The organism is Kribbella sp. NPDC043289 (assembly GCF_056436705.1).
On the sequence record NZ_JBWKCB010000004.1, the window covers coordinates 321930 to 346673 of the forward strand.

21 protein-coding genes are annotated in these 24744 nt (G+C 68.3%); 11 read left to right on the forward strand and 10 right to left on the reverse strand.

The features are described 5' to 3' along the window. The first annotated feature begins 152 nt into the window (after positions 1-152). The 6 genes from AC0662_RS25865 (at position 153) to AC0662_RS25890 (ending at position 7341) form a co-directional block, all read left to right on the forward strand. Positions 153-2159, forward strand: a complete 2007-nt coding sequence (locus tag AC0662_RS25865) for an MDR family MFS transporter (RefSeq protein WP_478303795.1) — start codon at positions 153-155, stop codon at positions 2157-2159. A 364-nt stretch (positions 2160-2523) separates the two neighbouring features. After that, positions 2524-4065, forward strand: a complete 1542-nt coding sequence (locus AC0662_RS25870; protein WP_478303797.1) for an extracellular solute-binding protein — start codon at positions 2524-2526, stop codon at positions 4063-4065. 7 nt (positions 4066-4072) lie between these two features. Further along, a complete protein-coding gene (locus AC0662_RS25875; RefSeq protein WP_478303799.1) occupies positions 4073-5062 on the forward strand; it encodes an ABC transporter permease in 990 nt (329 codons plus the stop codon). Next, entirely contained in the window at positions 5062-5952 is an 891-nt protein-coding gene (locus tag AC0662_RS25880) for a carbohydrate ABC transporter permease (RefSeq protein ID WP_452194458.1), read from the forward strand. Before AC0662_RS25875 ends, AC0662_RS25880 begins: the two co-directional genes overlap by 1 nt. Before the next feature lie 4 nt (positions 5953-5956). Next, complete coding sequence (locus AC0662_RS25885; protein WP_478303802.1) at positions 5957-6562, forward strand: YesL family protein; 606 nt, start codon at positions 5957-5959, stop codon at positions 6560-6562. Continuing rightward, entirely contained in the window at positions 6559-7341 is a 783-nt protein-coding gene (locus AC0662_RS25890) for a DeoR/GlpR family DNA-binding transcription regulator (protein ID WP_452194462.1), read from the forward strand. Before AC0662_RS25885 ends, AC0662_RS25890 begins: the two co-directional genes overlap by 4 nt. On the opposite strand, the gene pdxA is transcribed toward AC0662_RS25890, so the two are convergent. Genes pdxA through AC0662_RS25905 form a run of 3 tightly spaced genes read right to left on the reverse strand, consistent with a single transcriptional unit; the run spans position 7330 to position 10261 of the window. Further along, positions 7330-8358 carry a 4-hydroxythreonine-4-phosphate dehydrogenase PdxA gene (pdxA, locus tag AC0662_RS25895; protein ID WP_452194463.1) on the reverse strand — a complete coding sequence of 343 codons (1029 nt, stop codon included), beginning with the start codon at positions 8356-8358 and terminating at the stop codon, positions 7330-7332. The genes AC0662_RS25890 and pdxA overlap by 12 nt on opposite strands. Further along, entirely contained in the window at positions 8355-9440 is a 1086-nt protein-coding gene (locus AC0662_RS25900; RefSeq protein ID WP_452194465.1) for a four-carbon acid sugar kinase family protein, read from the reverse strand. The genes pdxA and AC0662_RS25900 overlap by 4 nt, the downstream gene beginning before the upstream one ends. Next, the gene (locus tag AC0662_RS25905; protein ID WP_452194466.1) at positions 9437-10261 is read right to left on the reverse strand and encodes a DeoR/GlpR family DNA-binding transcription regulator; all 825 of its coding nucleotides are present in this window, start codon (positions 10259-10261) and stop codon (positions 9437-9439) included. Before AC0662_RS25905 ends, AC0662_RS25900 begins: the two co-directional genes overlap by 4 nt. Before the next feature lie 108 nt (positions 10262-10369). On the opposite strand from AC0662_RS25905, the gene AC0662_RS25910 reads away from it, so the two are divergent. Genes AC0662_RS25910 through AC0662_RS25920 form a run of 3 tightly spaced genes read left to right on the forward strand, consistent with a single transcriptional unit; the run spans position 10370 to position 13276 of the window. After that, positions 10370-11533: a sialidase family protein gene (locus AC0662_RS25910; protein WP_452194468.1), complete on the forward strand. Its 1164-nt coding sequence runs from the start codon at positions 10370-10372 to the stop codon at positions 11531-11533. After that, positions 11530-12477, forward strand: a complete 948-nt coding sequence (locus AC0662_RS25915; protein WP_452194470.1) for an aldo/keto reductase — start codon at positions 11530-11532, stop codon at positions 12475-12477. The genes AC0662_RS25910 and AC0662_RS25915 overlap by 4 nt, the downstream gene beginning before the upstream one ends. A gap of 10 nt (positions 12478-12487) precedes the next feature. After that, entirely contained in the window at positions 12488-13276 is a 789-nt protein-coding gene (locus AC0662_RS25920) for an HpcH/HpaI aldolase family protein (RefSeq protein ID WP_478303807.1), read from the forward strand. A gap of 1 nt (position 13277) precedes the next feature. Here the strand turns inward: AC0662_RS25920 and AC0662_RS25925 are convergent, their stop codons facing one another. The 6 genes from AC0662_RS25925 to AC0662_RS25950 are packed head-to-tail and all read right to left on the reverse strand — an operon-like array spanning position 13278 to position 19271. Beyond that, the gene (locus AC0662_RS25925; protein ID WP_478303809.1) at positions 13278-13598 is read right to left on the reverse strand and encodes a hypothetical protein; all 321 of its coding nucleotides are present in this window, start codon (positions 13596-13598) and stop codon (positions 13278-13280) included. Beyond that, entirely contained in the window at positions 13595-14434 is an 840-nt protein-coding gene (locus AC0662_RS25930; RefSeq protein WP_452194476.1) for a carbohydrate ABC transporter permease, read from the reverse strand. The genes AC0662_RS25925 and AC0662_RS25930 overlap by 4 nt, the downstream gene beginning before the upstream one ends. Continuing rightward, positions 14424-15311 carry a carbohydrate ABC transporter permease gene (locus AC0662_RS25935; protein ID WP_452194698.1) on the reverse strand — a complete coding sequence of 296 codons (888 nt, stop codon included), beginning with the start codon at positions 15309-15311 and terminating at the stop codon, positions 14424-14426. The genes AC0662_RS25930 and AC0662_RS25935 overlap by 11 nt, the downstream gene beginning before the upstream one ends. After that, entirely contained in the window at positions 15311-16579 is a 1269-nt protein-coding gene (locus AC0662_RS25940) for an ABC transporter substrate-binding protein (protein WP_478303811.1), read from the reverse strand. Before AC0662_RS25940 ends, AC0662_RS25935 begins: the two co-directional genes overlap by 1 nt. Before the next feature lie 41 nt (positions 16580-16620). Further along, positions 16621-18225 carry an FAD-dependent oxidoreductase gene (locus AC0662_RS25945; protein ID WP_452194479.1) on the reverse strand — a complete coding sequence of 535 codons (1605 nt, stop codon included), beginning with the start codon at positions 18223-18225 and terminating at the stop codon, positions 16621-16623. Continuing rightward, positions 18225-19271 carry a LacI family DNA-binding transcriptional regulator gene (locus tag AC0662_RS25950; RefSeq protein ID WP_478303813.1) on the reverse strand — a complete coding sequence of 349 codons (1047 nt, stop codon included), beginning with the start codon at positions 19269-19271 and terminating at the stop codon, positions 18225-18227. The genes AC0662_RS25945 and AC0662_RS25950 overlap by 1 nt, the downstream gene beginning before the upstream one ends. Before the next feature lie 164 nt (positions 19272-19435). On the opposite strand from AC0662_RS25950, the gene AC0662_RS25955 reads away from it, so the two are divergent. Together AC0662_RS25955 and AC0662_RS25960 are read left to right on the forward strand one after the other, a co-directional pair. After that, entirely contained in the window at positions 19436-21790 is a 2355-nt protein-coding gene (locus AC0662_RS25955; protein WP_478303815.1) for a hypothetical protein, read from the forward strand. 30 nt (positions 21791-21820) lie between these two features. Next, entirely contained in the window at positions 21821-22696 is an 876-nt protein-coding gene (locus AC0662_RS25960) for an alpha/beta fold hydrolase (RefSeq protein WP_478303817.1), read from the forward strand. 106 nt (positions 22697-22802) lie between these two features. Here the strand turns inward: AC0662_RS25960 and AC0662_RS25965 are convergent, their stop codons facing one another. Continuing rightward, positions 22803-24638, reverse strand: coding sequence for an AMP-dependent synthetase/ligase (locus AC0662_RS25965; protein ID WP_478303819.1), 1836 nt, complete (start codon positions 24636-24638; stop codon positions 22803-22805). Between the last annotated feature and the right edge of the window lie 106 nt (positions 24639-24744).

Genomic DNA, 24744 nt, shown 5'->3' on the forward strand with positions numbered 1-24744 from the left:
GGTCGGTCTGCGCCAGACATTCACGGAGGAACCCAGGCGATCGGAGGCCGGTGAGGCCGACCACTACCCGTTCTTCGGTGCGGCACTATTTCTTGACCGGATCGCAGCGCTGATGCTGTAGCAGAAAGTGCTGAGACGGTTACATTCGGCTTATGGACACCGAGGCTCAGCCAGTCGGACGCGGCACCCGGAACGCGGTCGTCGTCGCGATCATGCTCGGAATGCTGCTCGCGGCCCTCGACCAGACGATCGTCGCGACCGCGTTGCCGACCATCGTGAGTGACCTGGGTGGCGCCAACCATCTGTCCTGGGTGGTCACGTCGTACCTGCTCGCCGAGACGATCATGACCGCGCTGATCGGGAAGTTCGGCGATCTGTACGGGCGGAAGCCGATGTTCCTGCTCAGCGTCGTACTGTTCCTGGCCGGCTCCGCACTCTGCGGGATGGCGGACTCGATGCTGTGGCTGGTCGGGTCCCGCGCGATCCAAGGCCTCGGCGCCGGCGGCCTGATGGTGACCGCGATGGCGGTGATCGCGGACGTCGTACCGCTGGCCGAGCGCGGCCGGTACCAGGGCGTGATGGGATCCGTGTTCGGGGTGTCGACCGTCGCCGGGCCGCTGCTCGGTGGGCTGTTCGTCGACCACCTGAGCTGGCGGTGGGCGTTCTACGTCAACCTGCCGCTCGGCATCCTGGTGCTGATCGTTGCCTCGATCACCCTTCCGTCGGTGAAGGCCGCCGTCGGGCCGAAGATCGACTACCTCGGGATCCTGTTCATAGGCCTCGCGGCGACCGGGTTGACGCTGGTGACGACGTGGGGCGGCAACGAGTACGCGTGGACGTCCACGGTGATCATCGCGATGGCGGTCGGGTCGATCCTCGCGCTCGGGATCTTCGTGCTCGTCGAACAGCGGGCCGCCGAGCCGTTGCTGCCGCTGCGGTTGTTCCGGTCCGGGGTGTTCACGGTGTGCTCGGTGATGAGCTTCATCATCGGGTTCGCGATGCTCGGCGGGGTGACGTATCTGCCGACGTACCTGCAGTTCGTGCACGGCGCGTCGGCGACCGAGTCCGGGCTGCAGATGCTGCCGCTGGTGTGTGGGCTGCTGGTCGCGTCCGTGCTGGTCGGGCAGATCATCAGCAAGACGGGACGGTACCGACTGTTCCCGATCGCCGGCACGGTGCTCATCGGAGTCGGGCTCTTCCTGCTCTCACTCCTCGACAACTCCACGCCGTACGTCGTGACCGCGGCGTACATGATCGTGCTGGGACTGGGCGTCGGGCTCTGCATGCCGGTCCCGACCGTCGTCGTGCAGAGCACGGTCGACTACGCCGATCTCGGGGTGGCGACCTCCGGGGTCAGCTTCCTGCGCACAATGGGCAGTTCCTTCGGCGTCGCGGTGTTCGGCTCGATCTACGCGCACCAGTTGCCCGAGAAGCTGGGCGTCGCGGTCCAGACGGCCCAGGTCGATCCGCGCTTGGCGTCGACCGTCGCGGGCGTCCGCTCGCTCCCTGACGCGGCACGCTCCGTCATCACCGCGGCGTACGCCGACTCTCTGCACGTCGTGTTCCTCTGGGCGGTGCCGGTCGCGGGCTTGGGTTTCCTGACCGCGTTACTGCTGAAGGAGGTGCCGCTGCGTGACACCGCCCGGATGGCGGCCGCCGACGTCGGCGAGAACTTCGCGGCGCCGGCGTCGTTCGACTCCGAGCACGAACTGCAGAAGCTCGCGGCCCTCGTCGTCCGTCACCACAAGCGGAACCCCGCGCCCGAAGTACTCGCGGAGTCCGGGCTCCCGCTCAGCGCCGCCGAGGCCTGGATGATCATGCGCGTCTTCCGCGGCGGCGCCGAGTCCGGCTCCGCCACCCTCGCCGAGATCACCGGCGACCTGCGCGTCCCACCCGGCGCCTTCGAACCGCTCGCCACCCAGTTGGTTGCCGACGGCTACCTCTCCGAGACTCTCGGCCACTACCGCTTCACCACCCTCGGCCTGGAGATGTTCCAGCGCTTCGTCGGCGCCTTCCGCGTCTGGATCCTCAACCACCTGTCCGACTGGGACCCCGACAACACCGACTCCTTCTCCCAAGCAGTAGACCGCCTCGCCGAACAGATGATCGACCAAGGCCAATCTCTCACCACCGGCAAACACGCAGCCCTCACCCACTGAGCAGCTCCCCTCGCGACGGCCGGCCCGTTATTTGAGAAACGGTGGACGGCGGAGGGTTTGGCGGTGATGGATAGGTGCGTGGGGTGCGCAGATTGAGCTATGTGGGGACTTGGGGCGAGCGTCGCGCGCAAATGGGGTGCGAAAGTTGCGCGAGATGAGCAGGAATTGGGGTTCTGGCTGCGCGGAACGCTAGACAGCGCGCGATTCGCGCAGTAGCGTGCTCCGCACAGTCTTCAGCGAGCTGCAGGTGATGGGGGTACGGCAGGAATGCCGTCGGGTGCCGGGGTCGGACGACCTCCGCCGCCGCGTACCCGCCTGCCTTTGAAACGTTCCCAGCGTGTTCCCAGCATGAAGGAGTACCCACATGAGGAAGATCCGGTTCGCCCGTGTTCTCGCCTCGGTCGCGGCCATCGGTCTGGTCGCCGGCGCCTGTTCGGGCCAGAGTGACGAGGGGTCGGGCGGCGGGTCCGACACCCAGTTCAGTTACCGGCTGCCGGACCGGTTCAAGGCTTGGCTCGACGACCTCAACTGGCTGCCGGAGCTGGAGAAACAGTCCGGCGTGAAGGTCGAAACGATCGACGGCGGGCCGGAAGACGGCTACTACCAGCAGCTCGACCTGGCGCTCAGTTCGGGCAAGGTGCAGGACGCGGTGATCGCGAACATCTCGCAGACCGAGGTGTACGGCGAGCAGGGCGCCTTCCAGGACCTCGCGCCGCTGATCTCCAAGGAAGCGCCGAACCTGCAGAAGTACATCGACGCGCACCCGAAGTACAAGCAGCTGATCACCGCCAAGGACGGCAAGATCTACGGGCTGCCGGCCGAGTCGCCGCGGATCTCGCCGGTGACGTTCTACCGCTCCGACATGCTGACCGCGGCCGGGATCACCAAGGCGCCGACCACGACGGCGGAGCTCACCGACGCGCTGCGGGCGCTGAAGAAGAAGTACGCGAGCACCAAGAACTACTTCCCGCTGACCGGCCGGGACGCCTTCCTGCGCTGGGCGTACGCGTACGACGCGGCGTTCCGCGCCGACGAGAGCGGCAAGATCCACGGCATCTACGACGACAAGCTCGGCAACACCGATCTGCAGGCGCCGGGCTTCAAGGACATGATCACCTGGTACCACCAGCTGTACACCGAGGGTCTGGTGGACCCCGAGTGGATCGCCGGTGCGAACACCGAGGACAGCTGGCAGACCAAGATGCTGACCGGTCGCGGCACCGTCTCGGACGACTTCTTCACCCGGCCGAGCTGGTTCCTGGAGAACGGCGGCCCGAAGAACGACCCGAAGTACGCGATCGACGTGATGCCGGCCTTCAAGACCCAGACCGGTGCCCAGGGCAAGGTTCCGGCGAACCAGCAGTGGAACCTGAACCGGGTGTTCGCGATCAGCTCGTCGGCCAAGAACGCCGACGCGATCATGAAGTTCGTCGACAACCTGTACTCCGAGAAGGGCGAGACCGCGATGCACTTCGGCGTCGAGGGTACGTCGTACAAGGTGGTCAGCGGTAAGCCGGCGTACACGCTGGACTTCGCCGTCGAGGGCAACAAGCCGGCCGGCACCAAGGCGTGGAACTTCCTGCAGGACCGGCTCACGTTCCCGGCGCCGGTGGACAACCAGGCGTACTACCAGTGGATGGACAAGAAGACGAAGTCCTTCGCCGGTGACTACTTCAACGCGTACCTGACCGACACTCCGGTGATCAAGTACGACTCCGACCAGCTGAAGAAGCGCACCGATCTGCTGGCCGCGGTGGAGCCGTACGTGCTCGCCGAGGTGACCAAGTTCGTCAACGGCAAGCGGCCGATGAGCGAGTGGGACCAGTTCGTCACGCAGGCGAACCAGAAGGGCTACCAGCAGCTCAACGACATCGAGAACGCCGCCTGGTCCGCGACGAGCAAGTGAGTCGATGATGGCGACGACTGAACTGACCCGCCCGTCCACCCGGCCGGCCGCTTCCCAGCGGCCGGCCGGTGGCCGCGGCCGACTCGCCCGGCTCGGGCGGTCGCTGCGCCGCGACAAGTTGCTGTACCTGATCCTCGTCCCGGGCCTGATCCACCTGGTGGTGTTCAAGTTCGCGCCGGTCGGCGCACTGGTGATCGCGTTCCAGCAGTACAGCCCGTTCCAGGGCATCAGCGGGAGCCACTGGGTCGGGTTCGACCAGTTCCAGCGGTTCCTCAGCGACCCCGGGGTCCTCAAGCTGGTGAAGAACACGGTGCTGCTGGCGTTCGGGACGCTGTTGTTCTCGTTCCCGATCCCGATCATCTTCGCGCTGTTCCTGAACGAAGTACGCACCAAGTGGCTGAAGAAGTCGGTGCAGACGCTCAGCTTCGTGCCGTACTTCATCTCGTCGGCGGTGCTGGTCAGCATCCTCTACACCTTGCTGTCGCCGCAGGGCGGTCTGGTGAACAAGGTGATCGAGGCGTTCGGCGGGCACTCGGTGTTCTTCTTCGCCGAGCCGAACTGGTTCCGCCCGCTCTACATCGGGATGAACGTGTGGCAGACGTTCGGCTACGGCACGATCATCTACATCGCGGCGATGGCCTCGATCTCGCCGGCGCTGTACGAGGCGGCGCAGATCGACGGCGCCGGGCGCTGGAAGCAGATGTGGCACGTCACGCTGCCGTCGATCCGGCCGATGATGATCGTGATGCTGATCCTGGCGATCGGGCAGGTGCTGACGGTCGACCTGGACAAGATCCTGCTGATGTACAACCCGAGCGTGTACGAGACGGCGGACGTGATCCAGACCTACGTCTACCGGCAGGCGTTCGCGTCCCGCGGGTTCCCCAACTACAGCTACGGCGCGGCGGTCGGTCTGATCCAGGGCGTGATCGCGCTGGTGATGGTCGTTGCGGCCAACCGGGCCGCCAAGAAGGTCAACGATTCGGGGTTGTTCTGATGGCTGTCACGTCCCAGCGATCCCGGATCAGCGCGTTCGGCGTGGTCAACACGACGATCCTGGTGATCATCGCGCTGCTGTGCATCTACCCGTTCCTGTACATCATCTCGGTGTCGCTGTCCGACGGCCGGTTCGTCGCCGCCGGGCACGTGTTCGGCTGGCCGCGCGGCCTGAACATCGAGACCTACCGCTACGTCCTCGGGACGCCGCGGCTCGGCATCCTGCGCGGCGTGCTCAACTCCGCGTGGTACACCGCCGCCGGTACGGCGTTCTCGGTCGTGATCACGTTCCTCACCGGGTACGCGCTGTCGAAGAAGCGGCTGGTCGGCGCCGGCGTGATCCTGATGGGGTTCATCGTCACCTGGATCTTCGACGCGGGCATCGTGCCGGCGTACATCGTCAACCAGAAGCTCGGCTTCGTCGACAACTGGCTGGTGATGGTGATCCCGTGGGGGTTCAGCACGTTCCTGCTGATCGTCACGATCTCGTTCCTGCGCACGATCCCGGACGAGCTGGAGGAGTCGGCGTTCGTTGACGGCGCCAACGACCTGCAGGTGATGTGGCGGATCTACCTGCCGCTGTCCCGTCCGGTGATCGCGACCATCGCGATCTTCTACGCGGTGCAGATCTGGAACTCGTTCCTGATCCCGCTGATTTACTTCCGGGACCGCTCGCTCGCCCCGATCCAGCTGGTGCTGTACAACCTGCTGATCGCCGGCGACGCGGACTCGGCGTCGTTCCAGCAGATCCAGTCGCACGGGCACCAGATCTACCCGGTGAACATCCAGGCGGCGACGATGGTGTTCGCGATCGTGCCGATCCTGTGCTTCTACCCTTGGGCCCAGCGCTACTTCAGCAAGGGCATCCTGACCGGCGCGGTCAAGGGGTGACCCGATGATCCGGGTGAACTCGAGTGTCGCGGTGGCCTGTGACTGGATCGCGCGGCTGGCCTGGCTGAACCTGCTCTGGCTCGCCACCACGCTGGCCGGCGGTATCGTCGTCGGCGCGTTCCCGGCCACGGCCGCGATGTACGCCGTACTGCGTCGCTGGCTGACCGATCCGGAGAGCCGGGAGCAGCGGACCGCCCGCCTGTTCTGGACCGAGGTTCGCGCCGACCTGCTGCGCGCGAACCTCCTCGGGTACGCCGTTGTGCTGGTCGGGACGCTCCTGGTCGCGGACGCGATGATCGCCCGCGGTCAGGGCGGCCCGCTCGGCCAGGTGATGTTCGCGCTCGCCGTGGCAGTCGGGGCGATGGTGATCGTCACCGTCGTGCACCTCCCCTACTTCTACGTGCGCGACCGCGGACCGGCCCGGGACACGATCCGGACGGCGTGGTGGTACGCGCTGTCGCACCCGGCCGCGACGTTCCTGATCGTCGCGGTCGCGGTGGTGCTGTCGTTCGTGATGGGCCGATACCCCGCACTGGCCGTATTCTTCGGTGTCAGCGTGGTGGGTGGATTGACGGTGTTCCTCGACGAACGGGGGTTCAGGTCCGCGTGAGGAGACTGCCGGGAGACGAACGCCGGGCGGATATCGTCCGGCGGGCGAAGAGTGTCGGCATCGGAACCGTTGCCGAGTTGGCCGCCGCCTATCAGGTGGCGGCCTCGACGATTCGCCGGGACCTGGCCGAGCTGACCCGCGTGGGTGAGCTGGCCCGCACGTACGGCGGCGCGATCCCCGTGCTCACGTCGCACGAGGCCTCGATGAAACAGCGGCTCGGCGAGGCCTTCGAGGCCAAGCGCGCGATCGCGCACCGGGCCGCGGCCGACATCCAGCCGGGTGAGACCGTGCTCCTCGACGCCGGCTCGACGGTCAGCGCGCTGGCGCACGAACTGCGCGCGAGCGAGGGCGTCACGGTAGTGACCGCCAGTCTTGACGCGATGATGATCCTCGCCGACTCCCCGCAGGTGCACGTGGAGTGCCTGGGCGGGACGCTGCGGCATCTCAGCCACGGACTGGTCGGTCCGTTGACGGAGATCGCGCTCGAGCGGATGACGTTCGACCGGGTGTTCCTCGGCGGTGACGGGATCTCGGCCGTCGACGGGATCAACGAGGCCGATCTGCGGCAGACCCGGGTCAAGGAAGTGATGGCCGCGCAGTCGGCGAAGACCTATGTTCTGGCGCATGCCGCGAAGCTCGGGCATCGCCCGTTCCACGCCTGGGCGCCGCTTCCGAACGGCTGGACCTTGATCACGGACGAGGCCGCCGACCCCGTGGCCGTTGCGGAGTTCCGCAGGCACGGGGTCGACGTACAGATCGCCTCTGTGTCACGCGACTGAGCCGCTGACCACCGCTCGCGACATCTCGGCCGCCTGGCGGAGCGCCTCGATCATGCTGTCCACCGTGACCGTTCCGGTGCCGGCGATGTCGAAGGCCGTCCCGTGGTCGACCGACGTCCGGATCACCGGCAGGCCGACGGTGATGTTCACGCCGGTCTCGATGCCGAGCACCTTCACCGGGCCGTGGCCCTGGTCGTGGTACATCGCGACGATGAGGTCGTAGTCACCCCGACCGGCCAGGAAGAACGCGGTGTCGGCGGGCAGCGGTCCGCGGGCGTCGATCCCGTCGGCGCGGACCACGGTGATGGCGGGCTCGATCTTCTCCGCCTCCTCGCCGTACCCGAACAGGCCGTTCTCGCCGGCGTGCGGGTTGATCGCGCAGACGCCGATCTTCGGTTCGGCGATTCCGGCGCTCTGCATCGCGGCGTACCCACGGCGGATCGTCCGCTCGACCAGGCCCGGCTCGATCCGCGCGACGGCGTCGATCAGGCCGATGTGCGTGGTCACGTGGATCACCTTCACCTTCGGCGTCGACAGCATCATCGACACCTCCTCGGTACCGGTGAGGTCGGCGAGCATCTCGGTGTGGCCCGGATACAGGTGGCCGCCGGCGTGCAGGGCTTCCTTGTTCAACGGCGCCGTACAGATCGCCGAGACCTGGTGAGCCTGGGCGAGCTCGGCCGCGACCCGGACATAGTGGTACGCCGCGTCGCCGGCGACCGCGCTGACGGCACCCCACGGGAGGTCGGCGGGCAGCAGCGCAAGGTCGACGACGTTGATCCGACCGGGGGCGAACTGCGCGTCCTCGACCTTCTCGACGGCGACGATCTCGGCGCTGACACCGAGGATGGTGGCGGCCTGACGGAGCCGTTCCGCGTCACCGATGACGATCGGGCGGCAGAGCTCGGCGACCTCGGGCGCGATCAGCGCGCCGACACAGACTTCCGGACCGACACCGGCGCCGTCGCCCATGGTGACGGCGATCCGGGGCAGTTCCTGAGGGGCTGGGGTTGTCACGATGTGGTGGCCTTCCGGACGGAGTACGGGCGGAGTACGGCGTGGATGGCGGCGAACGAATCGCGTTCGCCGAAGCTCCCGGGACGGGTGACCACTGGCCGACCGTCGCGGGTGTGGGACAGGACCGCGCCGTGATGGATCTCGTCGACGACCGTGAGGTGATCGATGCCGAGACTGTCCAGCACGGTGCGGGCGGTGTGACCACCGGTCAGCACGAGGGCCGGCTGACCGTTGCTCTGGGCAAGAAGCTCGTAGGTGGCGGCGGCGAGCGTGTTGGCGACGACAGCGGCGTCGGACGGCGTGACCGGGGCCTTCAGGATCACGCCGGCGCCGGAGTCCAGCGCTGCGGCCAGCCGGTCCATCGGGAGCAGTTCGTCGAGAGTGACGGTCGCGCACTCAATGTCGGTGCACTCGCGCAGCGCCTGGATCTGCTCGTTGACGACGGGTTCGGCGGTGCCGACGACGTACAGGACGCCGGTCGCAGCGCTAAGCGACGGCGTCGGTGGGGCGCCGGTCGCCAACCGGCGGGCGATCGCGGCGGCCAGCCCGCCGGCGCCGACGTACCGGATGCCGGGGACGTCCCAGGTGGCGTCGACCAGACGGTCGAGGTCCTCGTCCGTGGCCGCGTCGGCGACCGCGATCCCGCTGGGCGCCACCTCGAACGACGGGCCGATCACGGAGGTCGGGAGGTCTGCGAGTACGTCGGACACGTCGATCGAAGCGCGGTCGGGAAGGAGGAGCCGGCCGTTCACGACGCTGCGCCCGGCGGCCGGGAGTGCGGGTGTGAGGACGACCGGGTGCTCGGTCGGGTCGAGCGCGCGCAGGTGGGCGGCGTAGTTACCGCGGAGCATTGAGTCGAGCTTGGTGAAGATCGGGGTGCCGGCGGCGAGCGCCGTACGGGCCGAGCGCTCGGCCTGGTCGGCGGGCAGGTGCCTGGTGTCCAGGTCGATCACGGTCAGGCCGTCGCCGGGTGTCGTGGAATGCAGGTGCAGGGACGTGCCGTGCAGGCTGACGTGGCGGAACAGGGCAGCGGTTTCGGCGGCCCCGGTCAGGTCGTCGGCATGGATGACCAGGGCTGTCATCGGGAGGACTCGCGAGGCACGACCACCAGATCCCGGCCGGCGCGGCGGAACTCCTCGACCACGTCGGCGGGCGCCTCGTCGTCGGTGACGATGGTGAACGGACCGTCCAGCCGCGCCCAGGAGCGGAACGGGCGGTGGTTGAGCTTGGCCGCGTGGACCAGCACATACACCGTGTTCGCCCGGCGGGCCATCAGTTCCTTCAACCGGGTCTGCTCGAGCTCGGCCTCGCAGATCCCGCCGTCACTGGTCACGCCGTCGGCCCCGAGGAACGCGGCATCGAAGCTCATCCGGTCCAGCGCGGCCTCCGTCAGCGGACCGACGAACGCGTCGCTCATCGCGCGCAACCGGCCACCGAGACAGTGCGTGGTGATGTCGTCGCGGCCCTGCACGTGACCGAGCACCGGGATGCTCGCGGTGGTGACCGTCAGGTTCGCGTCGGTCTGGAGCTCGCGCGCGACGAGGGCGACGGTCGTGCCCGCATCGAGCAGGACGGAACTCCCGGGCTCGATCTGCGCCGCGGCCCAGCGGGCGATCGCGCGCTTCGCGGAGTGCGCCTCGGTGTCCCGCTGCGACAGCGACAACTCGGTCCAGCTCGGCACGGCGATGGCGCCGCCGTACGTCCGCGCTAGTCGGCCGCTCTCGCTGAGCCGCGCGAGGTCGCGCCGGATCGTCGACGCGGTCACCCCGAACCACTCGGCCAACTGCTCGACACTGGCCAGCCCGCTCTCGGTCGCCAGCCGGAGGATCTCCTCCCGCCGGTCTCGCGAACGCAGCGGCTTGACGACTTCTGCTGCGGTGTGGCCTGTCCTGGCGTCGACCATGGGTGGCTCCTTTCCTCCGGTAGCACCCACCTTAGCAAAGACTTGCGCGAAAGACGCTGCTAGAGTTGCGCGAAGAGCGCGACTTTTCCGCCGATTCGAGGAGCAGACGTGAGCACTCCGAGTGTCCGGGCCGACGGTGCCGTCCGGCCGAACGCCGCCGATCCCGACCTGTCCGAAGCCCTGATTCCGACGCCCTGCGCCGAGAATCACGCCTCGTTCCTGGCCTGGCTGCCCGATGGATCGCTGGGCTGTGCCTGGTTCGGCGGCTCCACCGAGGGCCGGCCGGACATCTACATCTACTTCTCCCGGCTGCCGGCCGGTGCGGACACCTGGACGCCGCCGGTGCGCGTTTCGCGCGACGATGCGCGTTCCGAGCAGAATCCGGTGCTCGCCACCCTGCCGAACGGCGACCTCTGGGCGCTCTACACCGCGCAGGAGTACGGCGCGCAGGACACCGCGGTCGTCCTGCAGCAGCGGTCCACCGATCTCGGCGCCACCTGGAGCGAGCCGGAGACCCTGTTCGGGACCGTGGGGACGTTCATCCGGCAGGGCGTCGTGCAGCTCGGTGACAAGCACTGGCTGCTGCCGATCTTCCACTGCCACCAACTGCCCGGGCGGCAGTGGCGGGGTGACGCGGACACGAGCGCGGTGGCGATCACCGAGAACGGTGGCGCGTCCTGGTCCGAGGTCGAGGTGCCGGACAGCACCGGCGCCGTCCACATGTGCATCGTTGCTCTGGACAACGGTGAGCTGGCCGGGTTCTTCCGGAGCCGGTGGGCCGACGCGGTGTATCGGTCGACGTCCACGGACGAGGGCAAGACCTGGACAGTGCCTGCGGCGCTCGACGTACCGAACAACAACTCGTCGATCCAGGTCACGAACGCGGGCGGCGGCGTGCTGCTGATGGTCGCGAACCCGATCTCCGCGCCGGCCGAAGCGCCGCTCGGCGACGGTCCGGTGGTCGGCGACAAGCACAAGGTCACCGCGCCGGGCGAGGCAGTGCCGCTGGAGAAGCACGCGGTCTGGGGACAGCCGCGACTTCCGCTGAGCCTGTTCAGCTCGCGCGACGACGGCCTGACCTGGACGAAGGTGCTGGACCTCGAGAACGAAGACACCATCGGCCCGGAGAAGGACCTGCCGCGCAAGCGCCCCGGCGCCGAGATGTCGTACCCGACGGTCGTGGTCGACACCGCCGGTGACGCGCACATCTCGTACTCCTACTACCGGGACGCGATCAAGTACGTCCGCGTGCCGCGCGGGAAGTTCGCATGACGCTGCCGCCGATCGTGCTGGGCACGATGACGTTCGGCGACACCGTGGACGAGCGGGTCGCGGCCGAGATGCTCGACATCGCGCTCGAGCTCGGCGTCACCGCGATCGACACCGCCAACGGGTACGCCGGTGGCGCCAGCGAGTCGATGCTCGGTGAGCTGCTGCGGACGCGGCGCGACCAGGTCGTGCTCGCGACCAAGGCCGGCATCCCGCATCCCGACGCCGGCGATGCGGCACCGCTGTCGAAGGACGGCGTACGGCGGTGTGTCGAGGCGAGCCTGCGACGGTTGCAGACGTCCTCCGTCGATCTGTTCTACCTGCACCAGCCGGACCGGTCGACGCCGTTGGCGGAGACCGTCGGCGTGATCGGCGAACTGCTTGCCGAGGGCAAGATCGCGGCCTGGGGCGTGTCGAACTTCGCCGCCTGGCAGATCGTCGAACTGCGCCGGCTCGCCGCCGCGGCCGGCGTCCCCGACCCGGTCGTCGCGCAGCAGCTGTACAACCTGCTGGCCCGGCGGATCGAGGAGGAGTACGTCGAGTCCGCGCTCGTCGGCGGTCTGCAGACAGTTGTCTACAACCCGCTGGGCGGTGGACTGCTGACCGGTCGGCACCGGTTCGAGCAGCGGCCCGAGCACGGCCGCTTCGGCGACTCCCGGCTCGCCTCGATGTACGCCGACCGGTACTGGAACGCGGACCTCTTCGAAGCCGTCGACGAACTCGGCAAGCTCGCCGAAGCCGAAGGAATCACGCTCGCCGAGCTGTCGATGCGTTGGGTCGCCCATCGACCGGGAGTCAACTCGGTGCTGATCGGCGGCTCGCGGACCGAACACCTCCGCAGCAACATCGCCGCCCTGCGCGCCGGTCCCCTGTCCCCCGCCACGCTCGAGGTCTGCGACGCCGTCGGACTCCGGCTGCGCGGCCCGATGCCGTCGTACAACCGATGAAGGAGAAGCTATGACCGCCAACAACTTCGCCGAACGGCTGCGGGCCCGCGAGCAGCTGATCGGGTACTGGGTCGTGCTGGACGCGCCGGTCGCGACCGAACGGATCGCACGGATCGGGTACGACTACGTGGCGCTCGACGGTCAGCACGGCCTGCTCGGGTACCAGGGCCTGCTCTCCGGCCTGATGGCAGTCGACGCGGGCGCCACGCTGAGCACCGGAGCGGCCGGCGCGGGCGCAGTCGGCCTGGTCCGAGTGGAAGCCAACGACGCGACCCCGATCGGCCGGGCGCTGGATGCCGGCGCGGCCGGTGTCATCGTTCCGTTGGTCGACACTGCCGAGGACGCGGCCCGCGCCGTCGCTGCCGCCAGGTATCCGGGCGCCGGCATCCGGTCCTACGGTCCGATGCGGTCCGGCCTGCGCTTCGGTCCGGTTCCGGCGGAGGCCGACGCGGCAACCGTCGTCCTCGCGATGATCGAGACACCGCAGGGCCTGGCCAACGTCGCCGAGATTTGCGCGACCCCCGGCCTCGACGGGATCTACGTCGGCCCGTCCGACCTGTGCCTCGCGGTCGGCGGACGCTACCCCAACGACCCCGACGTCGCGGACGACTTCGACAACGCCCTGGAAGTCATCGCCAAGGCCGCCGCCGAGGCAGGGGTCGCCGCCGGCATCCACACCCCGGACGGCAAAACCGCCAACCTCCGTCTCACCCAGGGCTACACCTTCGCCACCGTGGCCTCCGACCTCACCCACCTCGAAGCCATCGCCACCGACCACCTGAAGGCCGCGCGGCAATGAGCTAGCCGATCGAGCGGTTCGACAGTTCGGCCAGCTCGGCGAAGAACGCGCGGAACAGCGGCTCGTCGGTCACCGGGATCTCGACGGTGGCCAACGAGCTCACGCTGCTCATCAGGTGCGCGTAGATCGGCTCGTCGAGGTCCACGACGTACGAGAAGTGCAGCATGATGACGCCGCGTTTGCGTAGCTGAGCCCGGACACGCACCCAGCTCAGCGGCGTCCGGTAGGACCTGATCACGGTGGAACGCTCGAACAGCTCGAAGACCCCGTGATCGACGCGCATGTGCACGCGATCGTGCTCGAAGACCAGCGTCCCGGTCATTTGAGCCCCGAGTGCGCCAGGCCTTCGACGAAGTGCCGTTGAGCGACGACGAACACGATCAGGACCGGGAGCACGGTCATCGTGGCGGCGGCGAGTTGAGTGTTCCACATCTCGCCGCCGTACGCGTCGGTGAAGCGGGTCAAGGCTTGCGGCAGGGTGAAGAGCTCCGGTGAGGTCAGGTACACGGTGGGCTCCAGGTAGAGGTTCCACGAGGCGAGGAAGGTCAGGATCGCGACCGCGGACAGCGCCGGCCGGGCCAGCGGCAGGCAGATCCGCCACCACAGTCCCGGTCGGCCGAGTCCGTCCAGGCGCCCGGCTTCTTCCAGCTCCGCAGGCAGCGCGATGAAGAACTGCCGCATGATGAACGTCGCGAGCACGCACGGCGCGGCCAGTGCGGTCACCAGGATCAGTGGCCAGTGGGTGTTGATCATCCCGGCCTGCTTGAAGAGCTGGAACAGCGGCACGATCGTCACCTCACTCGGCACCAGTAATCCGGTCAGCACCACCAGGAACAGCGCGTTCGCACCCGGGAACTTGATCCGCGCGAAGGCGTAGCCGGCGAGGCTCGACACCAGCAACGTGATCAGCGTGACCAGTACGGCGATGTACAGGCTGTTCACGTACTGCCGCGCGAACGGCTGGAAGCTGAACGCCTCGCCGTACGCCGCCAGCGTCGGGTGATCGGTCCACAACGACGGTGGCGACTTGAAGATCTCCGGCAACGGCTTCACCGACGCGGCCACCATCCAGACGGTGGGCACCACGAACGGAACCGCGAGCACGGCGAGTGCTGTCACCAGGAGCGCCCGCCGGAGCACCGATGGTCTACTGCTCATGGAACACCCATCTCTTGCGCAGCTGCCATTGCAGCAGGGTCAGCACCATCACGAAGCTCAGCAGCATCAGCGCGAGCGTCGACCCGTACCCGATGTTGTTGAACTCGAAGGCTTGCTGGAAGACGTAGTACACGAGCACTGTGGTGCTCAGCTCCGGCCCACCACCGGTCAGTACGGCGATCTGCGCGAACGACTGCAGCGCCCCGACCACCGTGATGATCGCGGTCAGCAGCAGCGTCGGCGAGATCATCGGCAGCGTGATCCGGGCGAAGATCGCCCGGCCGCGCGCACCATCGATGCGCGCGGCCTCGTACAGCTCGGACGGCACGCCTTGGAGGGCCGCCAGGAACAGCACCATGTTCACTCCGACGCTGCGGACCACCTGGCTGACGATCACCGACACCATCGCGGTGTCACCGTGCTGCAGCCAGTTCGGCCCGTCGAGCCCGATCGCGCCGAGCAGTCCGTTGATCCCGCCGTTGTCCTGGAGCAGGAATCCCCAGACCAGCGTCCAGGCCACCACCGAGACCACGACCGGCGAGAAGAACAAGGTGCGGAAGAAGGTCGCACCGCGGAACCTCCGGTTGAGCAGGACCGCGATCAGCAGCCCGAGACCGATGTTCAGGACGACGACACCGCCGGAGAACAGAACCGTTGCCAGCAGCACCGAAGGCAGCTGCGGGTCCGACGCCAGCGCGGCCCAGTTGTCGCCGCCGGCGAACGTCTGCCGACCGGTGAAGACGTTCCACTTGTTCAGGCTGTACCAGATCGCCATCGCGACCGGCACCAGCACGAACACCGCCACACCGAGCAGCTGCGGCGCGATGAAGACGTACCCGGTCAGGACGTCCCGACGGCGCGTCGTCCAGTACGCCATCACTTCCCCAGGATCGGTTGGATCGCGGCGCAGACCGAGTTCAGCACGGCAGGAATATCAGCGTCCGGCTTCCACAGGGCGTCCAGCGCCGTCTTGCCCTTCTGGGCGATCTCGGCCGGCTTGGTGTGGTTGGGGAGCGTGACCGCGTTCGGCAGCTGGTCGACCACGACTGCCTGCAGTTGCGCCGCGGACAGCACCTTGTTGTTCGCCGCCAGCTTGGTGCCTGTCAGCAGCGACTTGCGGGGCGGCGGGAAGAACTGGGCCAGCTTCTCCGCGTTCGCCGGATTCGTGAGGTAGGCGAGGAAGTCCGTGGCCTGCTCAGGATGCTTGCTCGCGGCAAGCACGCCGACCCCGGCCTGGCCGAGTACGGCGTACCGGCCGGCCGGCCCGGCGGGCAGTGGATAGAGGCCGAACTTGAACGATCCGGTGAGCAGCGACGCCCGCGAGACCTGGGCGACGGTGAAGGCCGCGTCGCCGGCGAAGAAGTCCGCCTTCGTGCCGGGACCAGGCATCGCCTTGGATTTGAACGCGGCGTCGTGCAGGAACGTGAAGGCCTGCTGCATCTGTGGGCTGCCGAACGTGCAGGTCTTGCCGTCGGGGCTCCAGGCCGCCGCGCCGAAGCCGGTCCAGACCGTGGCCAGCATGTTCCAGGCGTTGTAGTCGAAGTCGCGGATCACGAGGCCGGCCTTACCGCTCTTGGCGTGTACGGCGGCGCCCGCAGCGGCGACCTGGTCCCAGGTCAGCATCTTCGGGTCGATCTTCTGGCCGGCTTTGGCGAGCAGGTCGGTGTTCACGTAGAGGGCGAACGGCGAGTTCGAGAACGGGTACGCGTACAGCGTGCCGTCGCGGCTGAACTCCTTGGTCGCGCTGTCCTCCAGGTCGTCGTACTTCCAGCCGTCGGTCGCCTTCAGTTTGTCGGTCAGACCGACCAGAGCGTCGGCAGCGATCAGGTCCTTGGACAGGTCACCCATCCAGGCCAGGTCGGGCGCGTTGCCGCCGGCGATCTGTGTGGTGAGCGTGGTGTTGTAGTCCGCGAACGGGAGACTCTCGAACGTGATCGAGGAGACCTCCGGGTGCTCCGCACGGTACGCGGCACCGATGGCGTCGAAGAGTTTGAGTTGATCCTCGTTCGAGGTCCAGACCGTCATTCGCAGCTTCACGTCCGTGCTACCCGCCGACGAACCGGCGTCGGACGCACCGCAAGCGGCCGTGACAGCCAGCGCAGTCATCAGCGCCAGGGCGCCGAGCGCCTTCCTTGCTGTGATCATCAGATGGTCCTTCGTACTCGCGGCGCGACAGCGCCTCGGGGCTAGTAGCCGGCGATCTCGGGCCAGTGGAGCTCGACCCCGGCCTCGGTCAGCCGGCTCTGGAATCGCTCGACCAGGGCGTCGTCGGTCGCGATCTGCTGCGGGCTCAGGCCACGCTCGAGGCAGAACGCCACGAGTTCTCCGGCCGATTCGCCGATGTTCCACTCGACCGGATGCAGCCGGTAGGCGCCGTTGGTGATGTGGGTGGTACCAATGTTCTTGGCGGCCGGCACCAGGTTCTGGGTGGCCACCGGGACGAGCGCGCCGAGCGGGATCTCGAACGGCGCGCACTCGACGTCGATGTAGTTGTCGCCGCCGGTCGACGGATGCAGGTCGATCCGGTACATCCCGACTCCGACCGATCCGTCGAACCGGGCCGGACCGTCGTACCCCCGGGCCTTGATCGACACGTCCTGCTCGCGCACCGTCGTGAGGGCCTTGATCCGGCGCGACTCTCGGATGTACGGCGCTTGCGCGAACCCGTCGGCCGTACCGACCAGGTCGCCTCGCAGCCGCAGACCGGGCCAGCCGCGACCGCCGTCCGGACGTGGCGCCTCGGTCTGCAGCCAGTGCACGTATGCACGGGACTGCGCCTTCGCGGCCCGCAGGTGCAGCTCGCGGTCGTCGGTGTCGATGATCGAGCCGCTGACGTAGTCGAGCTGCGGCCAGTTCGCCAGCACGATGTCGCTGTCGTAGAAGCCGTCGGCGAAGTTCTGCCGGGCAGCGATCCGCCGGAACTGCCACAAGTCGCGATCCCCCGCGTCGAAGCGCGGATCCCCCGTGACATCGCCGACCGGGTTGACGTTCATGGTCCGCTCTTCGGGCACGAGCGTCCGCGGGTTCGGAGCGGTGAAGGACAACATGGGCGCACCCCAGAACGGCAGTTCGAACGAGCGCCAGTACTCGTAGTCGTCCGGCCGCGGGATGGTGTGGTCGCCGGCGACGTGGTCGAAGACGAAACACCACGCGATCGACTGCACGTTGCCCGGATCCGCGACCGCGGCCGCGCTCGGCTCGCCGGTGTCGGCGGCCGCCTCCGCTCCGACGACGTACGCCGTCCCCGTGAGCGGAAGCAGGTCGCCGGTTTCGGTCCCGTCCAGGACGAACTCGGCGGCGATCTCGGTCTCCTCGCCGGTCCGCGGATCCGCCACCGTCACGCTGCGCACGACGCCGTCCCGTACGTCGGCCGCGATCGGCACCCGTGGCTGCAGAACGGTCAGCCGCCCGGTCGACCGGTACGGCGCCAGCAGCGCGGTGATGACCGCGTCGGCCACCCGCGGCTCGTGGCACAGCCGGCTGACCCGGCCACGCCCCGGATTGAGCTCGCGGTCGGCGCGAGCCGCGACGGTCAGCGGGTAATGGTCGCGGTAGTAGCCGCGAATCCGGTCCCGCAGCGCGCGGTACCGGGCGGTGACGCCGAACTGCTCGACCCAGATGTGTTCGTCGGGCGGCACTGCCTGCGAGGTCAGCTGCCCACCGAGCCAGGCGTACTCCTCGGTCAGGACCACGCGCCGGCCGCGCTGCAGCAACGCGAGCGCGGCGGCGACAGACCCGAGACCGCCCCCGATGATCGCCACGTCGGTCCTGATCACGGCCCGGCCCGCCATCACGCTTCCTCCGTCCGCGTGACGATCGTGTCGCCCGGCTCGACGTCAGCGACCAGGAACCGCTGCGTTTCCAAACCGGACCACTCCTGTGGATCGGTCGTGATCAGCAACTGCAGGAGGTCGAGGGCCTCCGCCGCCAACTGCTCCCGAGGCACGTGGAAGCCGGCCAGCCGGCGCCCGTCGATGCGATGGCCACGCACCTCGCCGAGCGCGGCCACCGAGATCTCCTCCGGTACGACGACCCCGGCGGCCGTCAGCGCGTGGACGACGTCCTCGGTGAGGAACGCATCCTCCGCGACGATCAGCGTGGCGCCGGTCGCGCGGGCCAGCCGCGGCAGATCGGCAATCCGCTCCTCGCCGACCAAGAGGAAGGCCAAACGCCCGTCGGCAGAGGCGGCCTCGACGGCGCCGCGCCGGTCGCGGGCCGTCGGAGTGTCCCGGCCGCGGTGCACGTAGAGCGCCTGCTGATGTCCCGCGGCGGCGGCCTGATCGATGAGGGCGGTGGTCGGAGTGACGTAGTCGATGGCGACATACGGCACCGCGGCGGCCGTCTCGTCACGGCGCCCGATCGCGACGAACGGGAACTGCTCGGCGACCAGACGCTCCAGCTCAGACGCGACCATCTGCTGTCCGAGCAGGACGCAGCCGTCGGTGAGCCGGAGCCGGGTCTTGCGGTGGAACAGGCTCCGAGTGCCGCTCTCCACCGGTGAGGAGGTGAAGAAGAGCAGGTCCCAGCCGATCCGCTCGGCGGCGCGCTCGATCCCGTTCAGCAACGGGCCGTAGAAGTCCATGCTCTCGGGCGACAGCGCTGCCTCGTACGTGAAGACGCCGATGATCTCGTTGTCGAGTCCGGCCAGCCGGCGCGCGGCGGGATCAGCGACGTACGTCAGCTTCTCGATGGCCTGCTTGACCCGCGCCCGGGTCGCGTCGGGGATCCGCACGTTCGTGCCGTCGCGGTCGTTCAGCACCACCGACACGGTGGTTTGGCTGACGCCGGCGAGCTCGGCGATCTCGCGCTGGGTGACCCGGCGAGGTTTCGATGCCATCGTTCCTCCGTGGTGATAATGCCTATCTTCAGCGATTGCCGGAGACCTTAGTACAGCCGACCCGCCTGTGGCAATGAGCTCTTGACGCAAGGAGATGGTTCTGACAGCGTTCCGCTCACCGAAGTGAAGATAGGCATTATCAACTCGGACGAGGAGCATTGCCGATGACACTCCCCCAGCACGACGGTCCCAGGCTCGGCAGGCGCGGTTTCCTCGGCGCGGCGCTGGCCGCGGGCGTCGTACTCGTCGCCGAGGCGACCCCGACTAGTGCGTTCGCGGCGGCCGGTGACGTGACTCTGACCGCCGGTGGCATCAGCCTGCTGGCCAGCCCCGGTGGCCGGCTCGCGATCCGTGATGCTGGTGGTGTCACGCGATCGGCCGGTTCGAAGTTCCAGGTCAAGGACAGCGTCACCGGGATCCACCTGTCGACCGGCGGTACGCCGGCATTGAGCGTACTCGCGGACGGGACGCCGGCGATCCGGATGGACTACACGTTCGACGCCGCGGCCGGCGCGACGACCGTCACCGGCTGGTTCAGCGTCAGCACCAACCACGCGCGACTGGAGTGGCGGACCAGCGGAGCCGGCACGCTCGTTCCGGACGGGTTCCTGTTCAGCCGCGCGATCCAGGCGCCGACCGCGCCCGACGACTACATCCCGGTCACCGAGTGGGTGCGTGACGCGGGCGGTGGCATTCCGTACGAGGACACCGTCGGCATCGCGCACACCTCCACGTGGGGCGGCCTGCACGGTCTGTTCCTTTTGGAGAGGTCGCGCCAGGCCTGGACGAATGCGACCTGGGTGCACGCGCCCGGCGTACCGGATCCGAGCGGTGGCTGGGTCAGCGAGGCCGACTTCTACTTCTCGGACACCCGTCCGTCGGCCACTGCCACGATCGGCCGGGGGCAGGAGCTCGGCCTCGAACTCACCACGGACCGGGATTTCAATCTGTACGAGTCGGCCGGCGAGACGATGCGGCTGACCGCGCTGGTGGCGAACGGCGGCGCGGCGAAGACGGTCCAGCTCGAGATGGTGATGCGGAGCTTCGACGGCGTACAGCTCGCCGCTTCGACCGTGACCGGCAGTGTCGCGGCGGCCGGCACTTGGCAGTACACCTTCAACCTGACGGCTCCGGCGAGTGGGATCGCGCTGGCCGAGGTGACCGTTCGATCCGGTGCCGACGAGGCTTTCGCGCGCACCAATCTCGCGGTGCTCCCGGCGTACACCTATCAGGCCGGCGCCAACAGCATGTTCGGCATCGCGAACTATCCCTGGCTGCAACGCCCGAGCGCGGGCGCCGTACTGGATCTGTGGGAGCGGGCCGGCATCAACCTGGTCCGGATCGCGTACGACGGTGGTCCAGGGCTACCGCCCGCAGACTTCGACGCCCGCGGGATGCGCCACAACGTCGAACTGCAGCCGTCGCTCGACGCGACTGCAGCGGAGGCGAACGCTTGGGCCGCGGACAAGCTCGCGGTGGCGGCGGCCGCCGGGGCCGGGTACTTCGAGGTGGGCAACGAACTGAACCGGCCGTTCAACACGGGCACCGCCGCGCAGGCCTACCTCGACAAGGCGTTGCGACGGGTGTTCGACCGCCGGGCCGCCACCGGCGACGCCGTCAAACTGATGAACAACGGACTGGCCGGCATGGACAAGCCGTGGGTCGAGAACTTCATCGCGGCCGGCGGCTGGGACCTGATCGACGCCTTCGCCTACCACCCGGGGCGCGGCAACTTCACCCCCGACTACGTGCCGCCGGGCGACGACTGGACCACCGACGGGGACGGCACCTACTGGAACTTCGCCGGTGGCCTGCGGCAGCTCAAGGCACTGATGGCCGTGCACGGCGAGAAGGAGATCTGGCTGACCGAGGCCTACGCGCCGACCAAGCCGAACAGCTGGTGGCACGACACCTATCGGCACGCGGCCGAGAACGTCGTACTCACGCTGGCACTGGCGAAGGCGGAGGGCGTGAAATGTGTTTGCTGGTACCAGTTCCACGACAGCGTGCTCGGGATGCCGCAGGTCGCCGATCCGGACAACGTCGAGTACCACTACGGGCTGATGAACCGGGACCTCAGCCCGAAGCCCTCGCTGCTGGCGTACGCGACGGCCGCGCGGGCGTTCGACCAGGCCACGTTCCGGGGCCGGTTGACGTTCGCCGATCCACTCACCTTCGGTTTGTGGTTCGACACACCGGCCGGACCGAAGGTCGTGCTGTGGAACAGGGCTGACGGGTACCTGCTGAACACCGACGGTCCGCGCACCGACTGGCACTTCCCGGCTCCCGAGGTCTGGGTCGATCCGTGGCCGACGAAGACCGCGATCACGGTCGCGGCCGGCGCCGCCGTACAAGAGCTGGATGCGGTGGGGCAGGTCCGCGAGTTGCCGGTTGCCGACGGCACCGTGACGCTCACGCTGGACGGCGCGCCGCGGATCTACTCCGGTCTGATCCCGCACCCGTCCGGCAAAGGCACCCAGACGCTGGCCGGCAGCCGTCCCGCTCGGCGCCGCGAATGAGCCCGAGACGCGGCGCGTATCCTCGCACGCATGCTGACTGACGGAGTGCGGACGGTTTCCGTGGGCGGGGTCGATCACTGGGTGCGGGTGGCCGGGGCCGGGAACGGTGGGGTGCCGTTGGTGTTGTTGCACGGCGGGCCTGGCGAGAGCTCGTACTCGGTCGAGCAGTCCGTGGGCGACGCGATGGCAAAGGGCGCGCCGGTGGTGTTCTACGACCAGCGAGGCTGCGGCCGGTCCGCGCGGCCCACGGACTCCGGCACCTACACGATGCCGCAGCTCGTCGCCGATCTCGAGGAGCTGCGTACGGCGCTGGGTCTGGAGCGGATCGTCCCGTGGGGCAGGTCGTTCGGTTGCCTGCTGGCCGCGGAGTACGCCGTTGCTCATCGCAACCATGTCGACCGGCTGATCCTGCACGCCCCGCCGATCGCCGATCCGCTCCACCCCGGCCTGTGGACCATGCGCCCGGGCGCCGTCGACCCGTTCCTGACAACCACTGAACGCGCCGCCCTGCGTGGTCAACTGGAGGAGCTCACGGACCCCATGGAGCGCACGATCGCCGCCATCGGCGCGATCGCGCAGAGCGAGAACGCGGCCCAGTTCTTCTATTACGACCCCGCGAACATCCCACCGGCCATCGACGACGCGCCGGAGTCGAACCTCGAGGTGGCGATGGCTTTGGTCGGCAAGGAACGTCCCGATCTCGCCGACGATCTCGCCGCCGTGGACATCCCGACCCTGATCCTCGCCGGCCTCTGGGACCGCCACATCGGCTTCGACATCCCGCGCGACCTGGCCGCCCGCCTCCCCCGCGCCGAACTCGAGATCTTCCCCCGCGCCGCCCACTCCATCGACGAGGAGCAGCCGACGGAGTACGTCGCCGCAATCCACGCTTTCCTGGGCCGGTAGCCGCCGACCGGCGGCACTCACCAACTTAATGTTCAGGTGCGTTGCGCGGCGGGCGCGCGCGAGGCTTGGGGCGGTGAGCTGCGGTTGGTGAGTGTTGTAGGTCCGCCTAGTCGTACATCTTGTCCAGTACGTCGGCGTACTGCGTCTCGACGTACTTGCGTTTGAGTTTGAGGCTCGGGGTCATCTCGCCGGACTCGATCGTGAGGTCGCGGTCGAGGATGGTGAACTTCTTGATCGTCTCCCAGCGGTTCAGGCCGGCGTTGAGTTCGTCGACGTACCCCTGGACCATCGTGTGAGCCGCGTCGGAGGTGACGATCTCGGCGTAGGTCCGGCCGGCCAGATCGTTGGCCGCGGCCCAGCCCTCGATCGCGTCGGGGTCCAGCGTGACGAGGGCGGAGACGAAGTTGCGCAGGTTGCCGTGCACGATGAACTGGCTCGCGTACGGGCAGATCGTCTTGAAGCGGCCCTCGATCACCTGCGGCGCGACGTACTTCCCGCCGGAGGTCTTGAACAGGTCCTTCTTCCGGTCGGTGATGAAGAGGAACTCGTCCTCGAAGTGCCCGATGTCGCCGGTGTGGAACCACCCGTCGGCGTCGAGTACCTCGGCGGTCTGCTCCGGCTGGTTGTGGTACCCGCTCATGACGCCGTCGCCATGGATCAGGATCTCGCCGTCCTCGGCGATCTTGATCTGCGTCCCGGGGAAGGCCGGCCCGACACTGCCGAGTCGGTACCCCGTGGGGCGGTTCAACGTCGACCCCGCCGCGGTCTCGGACAGCCCGTACCCCTCGAGGATCAGCAGCCCGGCCGCGTGGAACCACTCCGCGAGCGACTTGTCCAGCGCCGCCGACCCGGACACGAAGAACCGGATCCGTCCGCCGAACCGGGCCCGGATCTTCGACAGCACCAGCCGGTCGGCCGCCGCGTACTGCGCCCCCAGCAACCCACTCGGCTCCCGACCCTGCTGCCGTACCGCGGACACCTTCGCGCCCACGCCGAACGCCCAGTCGAACAGCTTCGCCTTCACGCCGCCTTCGGACTTGATCATGGTCTGGATCCGCGCGTGTGCCTTCTCGAAGATCCGCGGCGCGGCCGCCATGAAGGTCGGCTGGACGACCGCCGCGTTGTCGACGATCTTGTCGATCCGCCCGTCGACCGCGGTCGCGAACCCGATCTGGAACTGGACAGCGAGCAGCACCTGCCCGAACACGTGCGACAACGGCAACCACAGGAACTGCAGGTCATCCGGTGACAGCACCCGCATGCCTTCGACCGCCGCGCCCTCGTACGTCCACACCGAGTGCGGAAGTCGCACGCCCTTCGGGCGACCCGTCGTACCGGAGGTGTAGATCAGCGTGCAGAGATCGTCCGGCTTGATCGCGGCCAACCGCTCGTCGACCGCGGATGCGTGATCGGCCAGCCACTCGTCCCCGAGGATGTCGAGGTCGCCGAGGCCGATCACCCAGTCGCCGTCGCTCTCCTCCGGCACCCCGTCGATCAGGACGACCTTGCGCAGTGACGGCGTCTCGGAGCGGTGCGCGCGGAGCTTGTCCACCTGCGCGGCGTCCTCGGCGAACACGACCTGTACGTCGGCATCCGCGACGATGAACGCCACGTCGGGCGAGATCGACGACGGGTAGATCGTGGTCGTCGCGGCGGCCGCGAGAACGACGGCCAGGTAGCACTCGATCCACTCGATCCGGGTGCCGGCCGCGATCGCGACCCGCTGCTCGGGTTCGACCCCGAGCGCGATCAGTCCCGCGGCGCGCCGCCGGGTCAGTTCCTCGGTCTCCCGCCAGGTCACCGACCTCCACTGCTCCCCGCGCGGGAACCGGAACGCCTCCCGCGCAGGCGTCGCCGCCACCCGGTCCAAAAACATCTGGGCCATGGTGTCCTTGCGGTTGCTGAGGAGCGCGAGCTGGCCGGAATCGGCGACAGACTTCATAACTGGCCTCCAATGGGGGTCAAGTGACTGGAGGGTAATCGCAACGCCCTACTCATGACCATGGCACTCGCTTGCCCACCTGCACCTTCTCCATTACGTTTCCGCA

Coding starts and splice junctions, on each gene's coding strand:
- AC0662_RS25865 (WP_478303795.1), top strand. CDS start 153: ATGGACACCGAGGCTCAGCCAGTCGGACGCGGCACCCGGAACGCGGTC.
- AC0662_RS25870 (WP_478303797.1), top strand. CDS start 2,524: ATGAGGAAGATCCGGTTCGCCCGTGTTCTCGCCTCGGTCGCGGCCATC.
- AC0662_RS25875 (WP_478303799.1), top strand. CDS start 4,073: ATGGCGACGACTGAACTGACCCGCCCGTCCACCCGGCCGGCCGCTTCC.
- AC0662_RS25880 (WP_452194458.1), top strand. CDS start 5,062: ATGGCTGTCACGTCCCAGCGATCCCGGATCAGCGCGTTCGGCGTGGTC.
- AC0662_RS25885 (WP_478303802.1), top strand. CDS start 5,957: ATGATCCGGGTGAACTCGAGTGTCGCGGTGGCCTGTGACTGGATCGCG.
- AC0662_RS25900 (WP_452194465.1), bottom strand. CDS start 9,440: ATGACAGCCCTGGTCATCCATGCCGACGACCTGACCGGGGCCGCCGAA.
- AC0662_RS25905 (WP_452194466.1), bottom strand. CDS start 10,261: ATGGTCGACGCCAGGACAGGCCACACCGCAGCAGAAGTCGTCAAGCCG.
- AC0662_RS25915 (WP_452194470.1), top strand. CDS start 11,530: ATGACGCTGCCGCCGATCGTGCTGGGCACGATGACGTTCGGCGACACC.
- AC0662_RS25920 (WP_478303807.1), top strand. CDS start 12,488: ATGACCGCCAACAACTTCGCCGAACGGCTGCGGGCCCGCGAGCAGCTG.
- AC0662_RS25925 (WP_478303809.1), bottom strand. CDS start 13,598: ATGACCGGGACGCTGGTCTTCGAGCACGATCGCGTGCACATGCGCGTC.
- AC0662_RS25930 (WP_452194476.1), bottom strand. CDS start 14,434: ATGAGCAGTAGACCATCGGTGCTCCGGCGGGCGCTCCTGGTGACAGCA.
- AC0662_RS25935 (WP_452194698.1), bottom strand. CDS start 15,311: ATGGCGTACTGGACGACGCGCCGTCGGGACGTCCTGACCGGGTACGTC.
- AC0662_RS25940 (WP_478303811.1), bottom strand. CDS start 16,579: ATGATCACAGCAAGGAAGGCGCTCGGCGCCCTGGCGCTGATGACTGCG.
- AC0662_RS25945 (WP_452194479.1), bottom strand. CDS start 18,225: ATGGCGGGCCGGGCCGTGATCAGGACCGACGTGGCGATCATCGGGGGC.
- AC0662_RS25950 (WP_478303813.1), bottom strand. CDS start 19,271: ATGGCATCGAAACCTCGCCGGGTCACCCAGCGCGAGATCGCCGAGCTC.
- AC0662_RS25955 (WP_478303815.1), top strand. CDS start 19,436: ATGACACTCCCCCAGCACGACGGTCCCAGGCTCGGCAGGCGCGGTTTC.
- AC0662_RS25960 (WP_478303817.1), top strand. CDS start 21,821: ATGCTGACTGACGGAGTGCGGACGGTTTCCGTGGGCGGGGTCGATCAC.
- AC0662_RS25965 (WP_478303819.1), bottom strand. CDS start 24,638: ATGAAGTCTGTCGCCGATTCCGGCCAGCTCGCGCTCCTCAGCAACCGC.